This window comes from Catenovulum sediminis (assembly GCF_007289895.1).
Classification (GTDB): domain Bacteria; phylum Pseudomonadota; class Gammaproteobacteria; order Enterobacterales; family Alteromonadaceae; genus Catenovulum; species Catenovulum sediminis.
Genome location: NZ_CP041660.1, coordinates 1849311 through 1866313, shown reverse-complemented (window position 1 = coordinate 1866313; position 17003 = coordinate 1849311). Strand labels below are relative to the sequence as shown.

The following is a 17003-nucleotide window of genomic DNA, read 5'->3' as shown; positions in this document are numbered from 1 at the left end:
TAAGACTTATAGTTTTAATGTAAGGCAGCTCTAAACGGTTGTCTTGCACAGATTTCCCCTTCTGCTATCAATATTTCTTCAAGACGCTGATCAACTATTCTTTTTTCAAAATATTCGTAGGCTAACTCAACGAATAGATTTTTGTGATTGTTTTCAGAGTCGGCTATTTGTTGATAAAAGGCTTGTTCTTTGCCTGCTGGTAAAGCTTGCGCGACTAACGAAAAACGCTCATAACCACGCGCTTCAATCACAGCACCAACCAATAACCTATCGAGAAAAAACACATCCGTCCCCTTGCGAAACAAGGCTCTAATTTCATGAATATATGGATCTTTTTGATCATTCCCGAGAGTCACTTTTCTTTCTTCCAGAATTTTAATAACTTCTTTAAAATGAATGAGCTCTTCAATTGCCAAATCTGCCATAGCCCTGACTAATTTAGTCCGGTCTGGGTAGTGGGATAACATTGACAAAGCCATACCGGAGGCTTTTTTCTCTGCGGCGGCGTGATCCTGTAAAAAAGTATCAAAATCAGCTAATACAGCTTCAGTCCAGGCAAAAGGAGTTTGGTATTTAAGTTCAAACATGACATTCGTTAATTGATAAATCGTTGCGCTATCATACGGATTTACACAGAAAATTCAGTTAGAAATTTTAATTTGTCGACTTTACCGTTTCGTGTAGCTTCAATTTTCAACGGGTGGCTTATCTGCTTCCAAGCCGTAACCTTGCCTCGCTTATTCATATGCTTAAATGTTTCCTGTTCACCCGCTTCAACTTGTAAAAAATTTGCGAGCTTTAAATAACTATATGGATGAGTGACATCTATAGTTAAAAGCTTATCAGGCTGGCCGGAAAAATATTGCTCAACGCTTGTTTGGTGTCGCAGATAACAATCATGTAGAAAGTCTGCAGATTGAATATTGATTTTATTAAATGGCGCAAAGACACTTTTGTAACAACGTTTTAAATGCGGATTAAATCCACCATCTGTGCGCATCAGGTTTTCATACATACGTAACAAAAGTTGCTGTACTGAAGGTATCCATTGCGATGCGTCTCGCTCTAAATAGATAAATTTAGCATCGCCATAGTGTTTATCCAGTACAGCATAGTCATTAAAAGCAGGTGTGTCAGCTATTACCTGAGCTTCATTAAATGCCTGCTCTGTATAGGCCGTATGTGCTGTTTTGAAGCCTAGATCTAAGCACGCTAAGCACACACTAGTTGTAGCGGTGCGAGGCAAACCAATAATAAAAATTTTGTTACTGATCATAATCAGCTTGCTCAGAAGCGATAGACATAACCCAGTGATAACGCATTTTCGCGTGATTCAAACGTTTTGGGTTGTGTTCTTAATGTTGCGCTCAAACGATGAGCTCCTGAATCATAAGTCGTTCGAATATAGGGATAATTCACGGTACAGGCAAAATATGCATTTACTTCAACTTCTTTTAAATTACAGGTTAAATGTCGCACCTTGCCATCACCATCCGCATCTGGATAGTCTTTTTCCGATGTAAAGTTAACCGCACTTTCTACATGATAACCAACAGAGGCTTGCCAATTTGAATTCCAAATATATTGATAGGAAATATCAATATCTCCCCCCCAGATACCAGAATCTGCAGCGCCATATTTGTAAGAGCCAGGTATCGCTTTTTCTGGGCTATATTCAAAATGACTGCTGACAATTAAGTTTGAATTCTCAGATAAGCGGCTGTAATGCGTTAAATCAAGGTATAACTTCCAGAAATCCGCTTGCATCAGAGCATCATTCCCCACTGGACCAGTTAAAGTCACGATCTCATTGTTTGAAGTCTGGGCATTTTTATTCTTAAATTTATCATTAATTTGTGCTTGAGTGAGCCCACCAAATGCGCCTTCTAAAGCTTTACTGAACTTAGCTGAAAGTTGAGTGTATGCAGCTCGGTCAAACAAGTTATATTTATATTCATCACTGACGGCAACTGAAAGCATCACAATGGTTTCTTCGGTATCTAACCATTTAAAACCCGCCAACAAATTTGCGTCATCAAAAACACAATAATTCACACCTTGCTGTTCTACAATCTCACCCGTTGGGCACTCGTCTAAATTAACAACGGGTACCAATTCGTTAAAATTAACATGCTGAATTTGTTCGTTAGCCGTTACTTTATGCTCGACACCAACCTCCCAACGGGCGGCATTGCCATATTCCAGCGGTTTATTAAATGTGAGTTTAAGCAACTGACTAGAACCGCCTATTTCAAAGGTAGATGAGTCAATAATATCATCTGAAACTCGATAGCGAATATCGGCATATTGCACATTGATTCGCCCCCCTTCATTGCCGAAAGGTGTTGCATATTTGGCGGTAATTGAAGAAAAGTTTTTGCTTTCAGCTGGGTCGATACTTGCCCCTAACTGCAAATAATCACCACTGCCCGTAGGATTAACAAATAATCCACTTAAATTTAATCGCAGATCGCCTGTTAAACGTGATGCATTGTTGTATAACGAAAGTAACTTGGTCGCTTTAACGTCTTCAATATGCAATATCAAATCAGTTTTGCCAAAACCTGCACTTTGTAATTTTGGTGTGATGCGTGCAGAAGGCAAAAAGGTTAATCGGGCTAATCTTTGCTTTAATGTAGGCGCATGAATAATTTTACCGGTTAAATCATTTAAATGGCGGAGAAATAATTTCTTATCATATTCAAAGCTGTTTTCACCGCGGATATGAATCTGATTTAATTTGTTTTCTTCTACTTGCAACATCACAACACCATTTTTAATCTGCTGTGCCGGTATCACACAACGAGATGTTGTATATCCTTTTGCATGAAAAAGCTGAGTGATCTGCTGTGCTAATAATTTTAACTCGTTTGACGTCACCATTTTCCCTGCATATGGTTTCGCCACTTTAATGATTTCTTCATTTGATAAAGTTTGATTGCCCTGAACATTGATACTATTTAACTTAAACCGGATGTTTTGCTGAATTTGAGAATCCGCCTGACGTTGAATATTTTTATCAACCTGAATGTCTTCTATATTGGTTGGCTGATCTAAAACCCCTTTTGTATTTCCTTCATCTTCAATTTGGTTTTTTTCTAATTTTTGTAATGTATTTGCCTGTGAAGAAACAGCTAATAACAAGCTTGTTAAAGCAAGCGTTGCTAAAGTAAATCTCTGATTCATATAACTTCCAGTTTATTATTATGAGTAGGTAATGCGCTGAAATGAGTAAAGCAGATTAGCGCTCAGGGCTCAATGCCCTGAATCGCTTTTTTCGTAAAAAGATGTGTATTTAACTGAAGATTTAATTTCCTGTGTTACATGCATCTCCATAATTGGCATTAAGATTTTGTAAAAAAGATTCATTCGCTGGTGCATTATCAAATTGACTACAAAGTTCAGCTTTAGTCGCTAACGTGTAAATTCCAAGTGCTTGATTATTTGCACCACATGTTTGTGTCGTGAAATCGAAAGAACAAGTTGCCATTAAACGCACATTGCCAATGTCTGCTCCAGGTAAAAACTGCGAATTAGCGCTTAAACTAACAAACACAGCCTGGCTCCCCGTTACTGCGAAGTAAGTTGCGCTTGCTGCATCATAAGTTAAGTTTAAACCGTCGAAAAACGCCCCTGTCGCTGCCATCGCAATTTGATTATTAGTCGCGTTAAAAGTGAGTTCAAATCCACTGACATTATCTTCAATCAAAGGCGCTTCAGTACCCGGTACAGGTATTAATAATAAAGAATTAATAAAAGCCGCTTTACCACCTGAGTTTTTAACTTCCTCTGCTAATTTGATAGAAGTATTGATCCCTTTGACAGAATTGGTCACTGTACTGGATTTGATTAAATTGGCTACTTGAGAAGAAGTTGTTGTTGTTTTAACTTGTTGCTGCACGACTTTAATAATAGACTCAAAGACCACTTTCTGAGTCCCTGTAGTTGCAGCTTTCACAGCAGCAATGTTAGCACCGACCTGTATCGCCGCTTGTTTCAATAAATCTTTAGTATCGTTATCTGTTGCACTATTGTTGATAGCGGCATCAAAAAACTCAGCAAATTTAGTGTCATCTGTCAAACTCCCAACAGAGCTCAGACTAGCATCTTGTAATAATTTAATAGAGGCGGTATTTCCACCTGATACTTTTTGCCCACTTTTAGCAACCAGAGCTTCCTGTATTGCTGTAATTTTTGCCGAAGTTTTCGCAATAACTTCTTTGATTGTTGTCTCTTCACCATTAATTTGAATTTGGGTTGTCGCTGCGCCTTTCACCCCTTTATTAATCGCTTCATTAATCACATTGGCTGGAATTCCGCCGATACCGTTAGCCGGAACGCCCGTGGCTGGAATAAGCGCCGCAATAGGATTTGCAAATACAGCAGCTTGTCCGGTAGTTTCATTAGCAGGTGGCACAAACTGCATGTCAAAACCGACACTATATGCCAAATCAGCTTCTGACAAATCACCGCTTTCATCTATATCCTGATATGTCGCAAACGGATTTTCATCGGTGTTCTGACTACGAAACTCAACTGGCGGTGTTGGTACAACGCCCAAAGCAAATTGATACTCTCCCGGTGAAATTTCGGTGGCTTGATTGCCGACTGCATCTTCCACTTTCATGCCTATTATCAAAGCATCTTCAGCAACATAAGTGTATTGCGTTTTGACCTGCTCTTTTGCCGACTCTGAACTTGAACAAGCAGCTAAGCCTGAGATCGCGAGCACTACCAAGCAAGTTTTTGCTGATTTAAGCAGTTGCATGTTTACTCTCCTAGTTGGCTTAATTCGCCAATACAGATAATTTTTTGAAATTAGAAAGGCTTATTAAATGCGCCACAATCAGCTTATAGATACCCGTATTAATCAACTCAATTTTAACCTCATCTGACAGCTCTGCGAGTTTATTCTCATTCACGCGCATAAATCCTTTAATTGCATAGGTTTTACCACCGCTGGTCATTTCTGCTTTTGCTTGCTCCAACAGCCCTAAACTATCCAATTTTGCAATTATGCTTTCGGTTTTTCGGCAAGCATTTTCATATTGCTTCATAAAATTCATTACATTGAGTGTAAATTCGGATGCATCACCATTTTTTTCAAAAAGCGCTTCGCCCTTTTCACCATTCACACTTTTTGACTGCGCATCCAAAGCTAACATAAGCTGCTGTTTTTCTTGAACAAAAACAAAAGGATAACGCCGTAAAAAAGCTGGAATATACTCTCCCGCGCGCCATTGTCCGTTTTCGTCTAACATAACGTTTTGCTCTGGTTGAATGCCTAATAAAGCGAAGGAAACAAGTCGACCTTGTGGATTTTTGGTAAATAAGATAGGCAATGACTTAGCACACTCAAAAAACTCATCGCCCGTCACTACGCACTCTCTAAGTTGCTGGCTAAACTGGTATCCTTCAAGTGGGCTTATTTTGGTATTAAAATGTTGATCTTTACTAAGAATTTCAATTTTTTGGTAGATACCTAATTCCATTATGCCTTCCTCTGATATGGCTTGTTTATTTTCATCTTATGGGTTGCTTGAGCGTAAATTAACAGGTCGACCAATAGGCCGACCCATTTATCTTACTGGTCTGATTCTGAATTACCGAACAATTTGCGGAAGAAATCTAAGAAGCCGTTGCCAGTCGAGCTATCCTCTTTTATTTCTTTAACATCTTGTCCTAGTTCATTCAGTGTTTCATCTCCAACAGTTGCACTACCCGCATCTACAGCCTTAAGTACCACTGCACTCGATTCTACTTCTGTGACGGTTGTTGCATCTGTTGTTGTATCGCCTTGACCCACTCGGAATTCTGCAATTGCGTTCGCTTTAGCGTTAGCAACATCAGCTGTACTTTGCGCGGCGGCTGCTGCATTTGCATTATTTGCAATCGCAGTCGCATTAGTACTGATATCAGCTATCGATCCAGACAAGCTACCGCTTCCGCCCTCTGCAGCAACCATTACTGTATTATTGATACGTGTTTCTGTAATGTTTCCTTGCTCATCCGTCGTGAAGCTAGCAAGTGCAGCCAGTTTCATACGGTTGTCTGTTTCTGCCGCTGTAGCACGTGCAGTTTCTTCGCTAATCGCTGTCGCATTCTCCGCAATTGCTGTATCTGCATCGGCTTCGTTTTGATCAACGTCTGCCTGAATCTCAGCTTCAGCTGCTGTTGCTCGTGCAGTTTCTGCGCTTATCGCACTGGCATTAGCAGCAATCTCGGCATTAGCATCTTCTTCATTCTCATCAACATCAGCCTGAATAGCCGCTTCAGCTGCGGTTGCCCGCGTTGTTTCTGCGCTAATCGCGGTCGCATTGGCCGCAATTGCTGTATCTGCATCCGCTTCGTTTTGATCAACATCTGCCTGAATAGCCGCTTCGGCTGCAGTTGCCCGCGTCGTTTCTGTGCTAATCGCTGTCGCATTGGCCGCAATTGCTGTATCTGCATCCGCTTCGTTTTGATCAACATCTGCCTGAATAGCCGCTTCGGCTGCAGTTGCCCGCGTCGTTTCTGTGCTAATCGCTGTCGCATTGGCCGCAATTGCTGTATCTGCATCCGCTTCGTTTTGATCAACATCTGCCTGAATAGCCGCTTCGGCTGCAGTTGCCCGCGTCGTTTCTGTGCTAATCGCTGTCGCATTGGCCGCAATTGCTGTATCTGCATCCGCTTCGTTTTGATCAACATCTGCCTGAATAGCCGCTTCGGCTGCAGTTGCCCGCGTTGTTTCTGCGCTTATTGCAGTGGCATTCGCCGCAATTGCTGTATCTGCATCCGCTTCGTTTTGATCAACATCTGCCTGAATAGCCGCTTCGGCTGCAGTTGCCCGCGTCGTTTCTGCGCTAATCGCGGTCGCATTCGCTGCAATTGCAGTATCTGCATCCGCTTCGTTTTGATCAACATCTGCCTGAATAGCCGCTTCGGCTGCAGTTGCCCGCGTTGTTTCTGCACTAATTGCAGTGGCATTCGCTGCAATTGCAGTATCTGCATCCGCTTCGTTATGATCGACATCTGCCTGAATAGCCGCTTCGGCTGCAGTTGCCCGCGTCGTTTCTGCGCTAATCGCTGTCGCATTGGCCGCAATTGCTGTATCTGCATCCGCTTCGTTTTGATCAACATCTGCCTGAATAGCCGCTTCAGCTGCAGTTGCACGCGTTGTTTCTGCGCTAATCGCTGTCGCATTGGCCGCAATTGCTGTATCTGCATCCGCTTCGTTTTGATCAACATCGGCCTGAATAGCCGCTTCGGCTGCAGTTGCACGCGTTGTTTCTGCGCTAATCGCTGTCGCATTCGCCGCAATTGCGGTATCTGCATCCGCTTCGTTTAGATCAACGTCTGCCTGAATAGCCGCTTCGGCTGCAGTTGCACGCGTTGTTTCTGCGCTAATTGCAGTGGCATTCGCCGCAATTGCGGTATCTGCATCCGCTTCGTTTTGATCAACATCGGCCTGAATAGCCGCTTCAGCTGCAGTTGCCCGCGTTGTTTCTGCGCTAATCGCAGTGGCATTCGCCGCAATTGCGGTATCTGCATCCGCTTCATTTTGATCAACATCTGATTGAATGGCATCAATCTCATTCGCTAACGTATCGGATGTTGCATCACCATTTAAATCACCTGCTCTGACATTAGATGCCAATACCGCATAATCAATATCAGATCCATCAGCTGCAGAAGCCGCAACGTCATTACTGCTATCTGCATCATCACCCACATCATCAAAGAAAGTAGCAAGCGATGCTAACTGATTACCCAATTTAGTAATTGTGGTAAATGAACCATCTGTGCCATCAAAGAAATCTGCAGCACTGATACCTGCGGTCACTAAATCCCCATCAATGTTAACAAACCCGTTAATACCATCATCCCCATTTACAAGGTATGAGATATAAGCAGCCACAGTTTGTCCATTATCCGCATCAAAACCTTCGCCCAACAATTCTTCCAATTGGTCAATTCGATTGTTTACAGAAGTAAATGTATTGCGATTAAAATAGTTAAGTTCTAGGAAATTGCCCGACAAGGTATCATTTACAGCATCGACAAGATCTGGCGTTGTCGTCGTATCTGTTGAGTTGTCGGTGCTGAAACTAATATCGATTTCACGACTACCGCCTTGTAAATTATCTTCGTCGATTAAATCAAAACCGCTTAACGCTAAATCTAAAGAAACATCAGTAAAGTCACTGTTGTTATTTGAATTATCACCATCATTGTCTAGATCGACGTCGTCTAAATCACCTAAAGCGATTGACAGTCGATTGACTGATGATGCCGTTGATGCTTTCCAGTCAACATCAATTGCATTGTCTCGACCTATATTACCATGTGCACTGAGTGCAAATGATTGAGCCTTTAACATTGCGTTACCGTCTGAGTCTAACTGACGTTCATTACTGGTACCCGCACTTAATGTTATCTTTTTCAGGTAAAGATCATTTGTACCATCTGTTGCTTTAATATCGCCGGTCAACAGTACTTCTGATTCTGCACTGCCTTGTGTTTCAGTTATACTAACTGAATACCCTGATTCATCGCCGCTTGCTGACGAATCCGTCACGACAACGTCATTAATTGTTAAGGTATTATTGCTGTTTGCATTGGTCGCAATCGTCACATTGCCTTGTGCACTTGAATCATCTAGCGTATCAATATCGACGGCATCTAGGTTTACTGCGCCTGTCGCATCAAAGCTGAATGTACCAGCAACAACTGAGCCTGAATCCGTTAAATCGCCTCCACTAGTTACATCTAGAGAAGATGCGGTAATTGCCCCTAACTCTAGTGCAGTACTGTCAACTAACAACACAGTGCCAGTGCCGGCATTTACCGCCACTGCGCCAGCAAAACTGTTAGCTGCATCGTCCAAAGTAACATTTCCATTGGCAGCCGATGTATCAATAGTTGTATTGCCAGATATGGTCAATGTTCCGCTATCGGCGACCGCACCCGATGTGGTGACTGTTAAGCTTGAAGCTGTAGTGTCGCCTAAGTTTAAGCCGTCTGCTTCCTGAATATTAACTGTTCCTGTACCTGCATTGGCTGTCACGGTTGCGACTGTATGTACATTATTACTTAAATCGATATTGCCATTATCTGCTGATGTATCTGCCGTAATTTCACCCGTGACGGTTAACGCGCCAGCATCAGTAATTGATGCGGCATCTGCCGTTAAGTTGCTCATTGAACCTGCATTTAAGGTTAACGCGCCGCCTGCATCTACCGTAACATCTCCTGCGCCATCGACTTGCAGTGTTAAAGCATCTGCTTCATCTACCAAGACGGTGCCTGTACCTGCATCAACTTGTAAGGTATTTAAGCTGTGCTCATTGGTATTTAACGTGATATTGCCATTCGACGCTGCGGTATCAATATCAGTCGTGCCGCTCACGGTTAATATGCCTGTGTCTGTTACGTCACCGGCAACGGTAGCATTAAAGGCTGAAGCATCAATATCACCGAGCATAATTGCGGAACTGGCGTTTACATCGACTGTGCCTGTTCCTGCATCTGCGGTTAACGTTGTAATCGCATGACTAGCATTACTTAAATCAATATTGCCATTAGCTACCGAGGTATCTAAATCTGCTGTGTTTACCACCGTTAGGTTGCCCGCATCGGTAATTGATGCGGCATCTGCCGTTAAGCTGCTCATTGAACCTGCATTTAAGGTTAATGCGCCGCCTGCATCTACTGTGACATCTCCTGCGCCATCTACTTGTAGTGTTAAAGCATCTGCTTCATCTACCAAGACGGTACCTGTACCTGCATCAACTTGTAAGGTATTTAAGCTGTGCTCATTGGTATTTAACGTGATATTGCCATTCGACGCTGCGGTATCAATATCAGTGGTGCCGCTCACGGTTAATATGCCTGTGTCTGTTACGTCACCGGCAACGGTAGCATTAAAGGCTGAAGCATCAATATCACCGAGCATAATTGCGGAACTGGCGTTTACATCGACTGTGCCTGTTCCTGCATCTGCGGTTAACGTTGTAATCGCATGGCTGGCATTACTTAAATCAATATTGCCATTGGCTACCGAGGTATCTAAATCTGCTGTGTTTACCACCGTTAGGTTGCCCGCATCGGTAATTGATGCGGCATCTGCCGTTAAGCTGATCATTGAACCTGCATTTAAGGTTAATGCGCCGCCTGCATCTACTGTGACATCTCCTGCGCCATCTACTTGTAGTGTTAAAGCATCTGCTTCATCTACCAAGACGGTACCTGTACCTGCATCAACTTGTAAGGTATTTAAGCTGTGCTCATTGGTATTTAACGTGATATTGCCATTCGACGCTGCGGTATCAATATCAGTGGTGCCGCTCACGGTTAATGTGCCTGTGTCTGTTACGTCACCGGCAACTGATGCAGTCAATGATGCGGCTGTAATATTACCCAAGTTTAAGCCATCTGCTTCGTCAACATCGACCGAACCTGTGCCTGCATTGACGATTAATGTATTCAACGAGTGCGTGTTCGTATCTAAATCGACATTCCCATTGGCAGCCGATGTATCAATAGTTGTATTGCCAGATATGGTCAATGTTCCGCTATCGGCGACCGCACCCGATGTGGTGACTGTTAAGCTTGAAGCTGTAGTGTCGCCTAAGTTTAAGCCGTCTGCTTCCTGAATATTAACTGTTCCTGTACCTGCATTGGCTGTCACGGTTGCGACTGTATGTACATTATTACTTAAATCGATATTGCCATTATCTGCTGATGTATCTGCCGTAATTTCACCTGAGACGGTTAACGCGCCAGCATCAGTAATTGATGCGGCATCTGCCGTTAAGTTGCTCATTGAACCTGCATTTAAGGTTAATGCGCCGCCTGCATCTACTGTGACATCTCCTGCGCCATCGACTTGCAGTGTTAAAGCATCTGCTTCATCTACCAAGACGGTACCTGTACCTGCATCAACTTGTAAGGTATTTAAGCTGTGCTCATTGGTATTTAACGTGATATTGCCATTCGACGCTGCGGTATCAATATCAGTCGTGCCGCTCACGGTTAATATGCCTGTGTCTGTTACGTCACCGGCAACGGTAGCATTAAAGGCTGAAGCATCAATATCACCGAGCATAATTGCGGAACTGGCGTTTACATCGACTGTGCCTGTTCCTGCATCTGCGGTTAACGTTGTAATCGCATGGCTGGCATTACTTAAATCAATATTGCCATTGGCCACCGAGGTATCTAAATCTGCTGTGTTTACCACCGTTAGGTTGCCCGCATCGGTAATTGATGCGGCATCTGCCGTTAAGCTGCTCATTGAACCTGCATTTAAGGTTAATGCGCCGCCTGCATCTACCGTGACATCTCCTGCGCCATCGACTTGCAGTGTTAAAGCATCTGCTTCATCTACCAAGACGGTACCTGTACCCGCATCAACTTGTAAGGTATTTAAGCTGTGCTCATTGGTATTTAACGTGATGTTGCCATTCGACGCTGCGGTATCAATATCAGTCGTGCCGCTCACGGTTAATATGCCTGTGTCTGTTACGTCACCGGCAACGGTAGCATTAAAGGCTGAAGCATCAATATCACCGAGCATAATTGCGGAACTGGCGTTTACATCGACTGTGCCTGTTCCTGCATCTGCGGTTAACGTTGTAATCGCATGGCTGGCATTACTTAAATCAATATTGCCATTGGCTACCGAGGTATCTAAATCTGCTGTGTTTACCACCGTTAGGTTGCCCGCATCGGTAATTGATGCGGCATCTGCCGTTAAGCTGCTCATTGAACCTGCATTTAAGGTTAATGCGCCGCCTGCATCTACTGTGACATCTCCTGCGCCATCTACTTGTAGTGTTAAAGCATCTGCTTCATCTACCAAGACGGTACCTGTACCTGCATCAACTTGTAAGGTATTTAAGCTGTGCTCATTGGTATTTAACGTGATATTGCCATTCGACGCTGCGGTATCAATATCAGTGGTGCCGCTCACGGTTAATGTGCCTGTGTCTGTTACGTCACCGGCAACTGATGCAGTCAATGATGCGGCTGTAATATTACCCAAGTTTAAGCCATCTGCTTCGTCAACATCGACCGTACCTGTGCCTGCATTGACGATTAATGTATTCAACGAGTGCGTGTTCGTATCTAAATCGACATTTCCATTAGCAGCCGATGTATCAATAGTTGTATTGCCAGATATGGTCAATGTTCCGCTATCGGCGACCGCACCCGATGTGGTGACTGTTAAGCTTGAAGCTGTAGTGTCGCCTAAGTTTAAGCCGTCTGCTTCCTGAATATTAACTGTCCCTGTACCTGCATTGGCTGTCACGGTTGCGACTGTATGTACATTATTACTTAAATCGATATTGCCATTATCTGCTGATGTATCTGCCGTAATTTCACCCGTGACGGTTAACGCGCCAGCATCAGTAATTGATGCGGCATCTGCCGTTAAGTTGCTCATTGAACCTGCATTTAAGGTTAACGCGCCGCCTGCATCTACCGTAACATCTCCTGCGCCATCGACTTGCAGTGTTAAAGCATCTGCTTCATCTACCAAGACGGTGCCTGTACCTGCATCAACTTGTAAGGTATTTAAGCTGTGCTCATTGGTATTTAACGTGATATTGCCATTCGACGCTGCGGTATCAATATCAGTCGTGCCGCTCACGGTTAATATGCCTGTGTCTGTTACGTCACCGGCAACGGTAGCATTAAAGGCTGAAGCATCAATATCACCGAGCATAATTGCGGAACTGGCGTTTACATCGACTGTGCCTGTTCCTGCATCTGCGGTTAACGTTGTAATCGCATGACTAGCATTACTTAAATCAATATTGCCATTAGCTACCGAGGTATCTAAATCTGCTGTGTTTACCACCGTTAGGTTGCCCGCATCGGTAATTGATGCGGCATCTGCCGTTAAGCTGCTCATTGAACCTGCATTTAAGGTTAATGCGCCGCCTGCATCTACTGTGACATCTCCTGCGCCATCTACTTGTAGTGTTAAAGCATCTGCTTCATCTACCAAGACGGTACCTGTACCTGCATCAACTTGTAAGGTATTTAAGCTGTGCTCATTGGTATTTAACGTGATATTGCCATTCGACGCTGCGGTATCAATATCAGTGGTGCCGCTCACGGTTAATATGCCTGTGTCTGTTACGTCACCGGCAACTGATGCAGTCAATGATGCGGCTGTAATATTACCCAAGTTTAAGCCATCTGCTTCGTCAACATCGACCGAACCTGTGCCTGCATTGACCACCAAAGTGCCTAAAGAATGGGTACTGGTATCTAAGTCAACATTACCGTTGGCTGCTGACGTATCGATATCCGTGGTACCAGAAACCGTTAAAACACCCGTTTCAGATACATTACCATTGGCTGTCACATCAAGGTTTGTTGCCGTTAATGCGCCTAAACCGACGCCCACAGTGTTGTTTAGATCAAGATCGCCGTCAATATCACCTGTTACAGTCCCTACAATGACATTATTGCCCGTTAAAGCAGCATTACCGGAGAGGTCTAAATCTAGCTTGTTGGATGTCACGACCGCTGAGCCACCATTGACAAGATTGGCAGCCTCAATATCCAGATCATCACCCGTTGCAAAACCAATGTTAAACCCATTGGCAACAGAGAAATCACCAGAAGTCACAATATCAATACCTTGGTGAGTCGTCGTTGTATCTAAATCAACAGCATCAGCGGTAATGGTTCCACCGGTTGTTTTACCAAAGGTAATGACGCCACTACCCGCGTTTAACAAATCAAGCTCAGCCTGACTGACCTGCACGTCACCGGTACCACTGCCTAAACCTATTGTGTTTGCATCGCCCAAACCACGAATCGTCAAATCATTATTGTTGGTTGTAACTGAACCCGATAGAGCTAACCCGCCACTACCCGCTTCAATTAATACATCCCCGTCGCTGTCTGTATCACTATCAGAAGTGATTGCCGCAGCATTGACCGCATTACCGGCTAGGGTAATATCTCCAGTTGCGGATAACGCACCTGCAACGGTCACTGTACCTGTAGCGGATAAAGTTAAATCACCTGCAGAAACAACAATGGCATCATCACCTGTGTTAATGTCAGTTGCATTTTGCACATCTAAACCAGTCACGCTCAACGTGCCGTCACCACCAACGTCATTGGTAAAAGTAATTGCGCTCGTATTGGCATCAACAGTGATACTGCCATTTTCAGATAAAGAATTGAAAGTGGCGCCACCAGAAACGTTAACATCTATGTTACCCGCAGCGTCTAAATCAATTTCACCACTGCTCGCTTGTATTGATGTACCATCGTTAGCAGTGATATCACCTGACAGATTAGCAATGTCTACGGCTGTGCTAGCACTGCTGCTGGTAATAATATTATTTAAGGTCACTGCGTCATCTTCAGTGACAGAGATATCACCACTACCTGCATTAATTGTCAGTTCATTGACTGCAGTTGTGAGTGTTGCACCTGTGGTGGAAGTCGCATTCAGCGTTGCTGCAGATACTTTTCCTGTATTGGTAATGGCGCCAGCGGCAGTTGTTAATACGACGTCACTACCACTATTCAGAGCAGCATCAACCGTGATGTCACCTGTAGAAGTTGATATAGACGTGTCATTAACAGCTGTAATCGTCTGATTAATATCAACCGCACCATCCGCTAACAATGTCACATCATTATTGGCAGATAATGCACCATCTGTCGTGATAGTTCCATCTGAGTCGATAAACACATCGCCGCCTGATGAAGTCACTGAGCCCAAAGCAGAAACGGCAACATTACCCGTCGCTTTAACATCTGTTGCACCCGTTGTAACCACTGCGGCATTTATATCGGCAGTGCCACTGGCATCAGCATCGATACTGTTTGCAGTAACAGCCGTTGATAAGGTTAAATTACCGGCATTAATATCCAAGTCGACATTGCTGTTATTAATCGCGGCATTTACTGAAACGGCTCCAGTATTGGATTCGCTACCAATTTGTACTGTCTGTGAAGCAGTGCCGGCAGTTAAATTAGTTACACTCACGGAATCTAAATTAAGTGTCCCAGTCGCAGTTCCTAAATCGATGTCTGCATTATCGGTTACAGTATCTAAAGTAACAGTCCCAGTGCGAATTGCAGCGTTAATATCTAAATTATCAGAGGTAATGTTTAATGTTCCGTCACTACCACTAACAACACCGTTCAGCGTTATCGCACCTGTTGTATCAGCGGTTTCCAAATCAAGAGAAGCGCCACTGGCAACAACAACCGCATTGCCGAGTGTAATATCATCGCCGGCATTAACAGTTGAGATACTCGTTGTACCATTGATGGTGGATACACCGACGACCAGATCGCCATCATTACTGAGCGCTAAACTACCGGCTTGCGTTAAGCTTAGGTTATTCACTTCAGTTTGGAATGTACCCGAGTTATTAGCGCCATTAATAATCAAGGTATCCGCAATAAAGTCGCTCGCGGCCGTACCTTCACCTGTAACCACGCCCGTTGCATTTAACGTTAAGGTATTGCTACCAACATCGATCGTATCGCCAATCGTCAGATCATTTGAATCAATCGTTAAATCGGCTGCGTTGGTAATATTTGGATCTAAATCATCGACATCGACACCGGCAAAATCGAGCACGATTTCTTGGCCCGCAGCTTTATTTAAGGTAACGCTGCCGGTTTGCGTTAGACTCGAAGTTGCACCAGAAGCTTCACTAATTTGAATATCACCAGACGATGTAACATCGCCCAAATTCAACGAACCATCTAATGTCAGATATAAATTGCCAACTTTGTTACCCGATGTAGTAAACGAGCCTCCACTAGAGTTGATTTCTAGTGCGTTACCACTAGAACCGATTTCTAAATTATTAGATGCGGCATCCGAAGCCGTGATCGTAATAGTGCCATCGGTAATGATATTTGCATCATCACTAAAGTCTGTATTCTGACCTTGTTGAGATTCGGTTGTTGCAGTAATTGGATTATTAACAACGACAGCGCCGCCTGAAATAGTCTGAACACTGGTCAGATTAACATTAGCACCTTCAATTTGACCTATTTCTAACGTACCTTCGGATTGTTCGATATTGACATCGCCATCTGCATCAACGTAAACCGCCCCTGATTTTACTGATTCAATATCTACCGCACCCGATGCGCTGATTGAAATCTCACCATCTGCTGCGATTGCACCGGCTGAACCATCTACATCTCCGTCTGCCGTAATGGTTAAAAAGTTTGCGCCTAAGGTGTCCGTCCCCGTACCTGAGTTACTGATAACCACATTGCCTTCAGAAGCAATATTCAACATCTTGTCATCATTTACCGTCGCGCGTATTGAACTGATAGTAATATCAGCATTATTTCCGCTGTTTGTTAAAGTTAAGCCGAAATCTTCGCCATTTTCGTCATAACCCGATAAATCGCTGATATCTTTTGTCGATATCATCAGGTTGCTATTTAAAGCGCCTGTATTATTAAAGTTGCTACCAACCGTTACCCCATTAGGGTTAACAAAAATCAGTGTTTCAACATTTGTAGTATTAACAGAACCGTCTAGAATACTGGCATCATTACCGGTCACTCGGTTAAGGAAAACTGAATCTGTCGTACCGTTGAAGTTAAGAGACTCATCACTGGCTAAACCCAGTGTTTGCCAATCAATAATTGTATCCTGTGTCGTTGCTGTAATAGTGGCTGTTTTCGATGAATCGCCCACACCAGAAACCGTCGCACCACCTGAATTGTTAATGCTACTGTCAGATAAACTTGTCGTGGGTGCGGCAACAGCCTGAGCAGTAATTAACGCTGTAGAAACAGCTATAGCAAGTGAAGATTTTACGAGTGTTTTTCGAGGCTCTACTGGCACATTTGTGCGAATATTTTTACGATTCATGTTTAAATTCCTTGGACGGGCCAAAATTATATTTTTACGTAGACGGAAATACGTTCAGTAAATGAGCATAATACAGTTATCCATTTTTGCAACAATACGATTACAAATTAACAAAAAAAGCAGATTTAAATTTAAA

Annotated in this window: 6 protein-coding genes; all 6 read right to left on the bottom strand. The window is 43.5% G+C overall.

Annotated features, from left to right (window positions below; all coding sequences use genetic code 11):
* Positions 1-14 precede the first annotated feature (14 nt).
* Positions 15-587: a MiaE family protein gene (locus tag FNT16_RS07540; RefSeq protein ID WP_143871014.1), complete on the bottom strand. Its 573-nt coding sequence runs from the start codon at positions 585-587 to the stop codon at positions 15-17.
* Between the two features lie 41 nt (positions 588-628).
* Positions 629-1276 (bottom strand): sulfotransferase family protein, encoded by a 648-nt coding sequence (locus FNT16_RS07535; RefSeq protein ID WP_185976721.1) that lies wholly within the window; start codon positions 1274-1276, stop codon positions 629-631.
* An 11-nt stretch (positions 1277-1287) separates the two neighbouring features.
* A complete protein-coding gene (locus FNT16_RS07530) occupies positions 1288-3186 on the bottom strand; it encodes a POTRA domain-containing protein (protein WP_143871013.1) in 1899 nt (632 codons plus the stop codon).
* Between the two features lie 121 nt (positions 3187-3307).
* Entirely contained in the window at positions 3308-4768 is a 1461-nt protein-coding gene (locus FNT16_RS07525; protein ID WP_143871012.1) for a hypothetical protein, read from the bottom strand.
* Between the two features lie 19 nt (positions 4769-4787).
* Positions 4788-5492: a SapC family protein gene (locus FNT16_RS07520; RefSeq protein WP_143871011.1), complete on the bottom strand. Its 705-nt coding sequence runs from the start codon at positions 5490-5492 to the stop codon at positions 4788-4790.
* Positions 5493-5584: 92 nt separating this feature from the next.
* Positions 5585-16867 (bottom strand): filamentous hemagglutinin N-terminal domain-containing protein, encoded by an 11283-nt coding sequence (locus FNT16_RS07515; protein ID WP_143871010.1) that lies wholly within the window; start codon positions 16865-16867, stop codon positions 5585-5587.
* Between the last annotated feature and the right edge of the window lie 136 nt (positions 16868-17003).

What these genes read in the sequence shown, in the direction of transcription:
- FNT16_RS07540 (WP_143871014.1), bottom strand. Translation starts at nt 587, where the DNA reads ATGTTTGAACTTAAATACCAAACTCCTTTTGCCTGGACTGAAGCTGTA.
- FNT16_RS07520 (WP_143871011.1), bottom strand. Translation starts at nt 5,492, where the DNA reads ATGGAATTAGGTATCTACCAAAAAATTGAAATTCTTAGTAAAGATCAA.
- FNT16_RS07535 (WP_185976721.1), bottom strand. Translation starts at nt 1,276, where the DNA reads ATGATCAGTAACAAAATTTTTATTATTGGTTTGCCTCGCACCGCTACA.
- FNT16_RS07530 (WP_143871013.1), bottom strand. Translation starts at nt 3,186, where the DNA reads ATGAATCAGAGATTTACTTTAGCAACGCTTGCTTTAACAAGCTTGTTA.
- FNT16_RS07525 (WP_143871012.1), bottom strand. Translation starts at nt 4,768, where the DNA reads ATGCAACTGCTTAAATCAGCAAAAACTTGCTTGGTAGTGCTCGCGATC.
- FNT16_RS07515 (WP_143871010.1), bottom strand. Translation starts at nt 16,867, where the DNA reads ATGAATCGTAAAAATATTCGCACAAATGTGCCAGTAGAGCCTCGAAAA.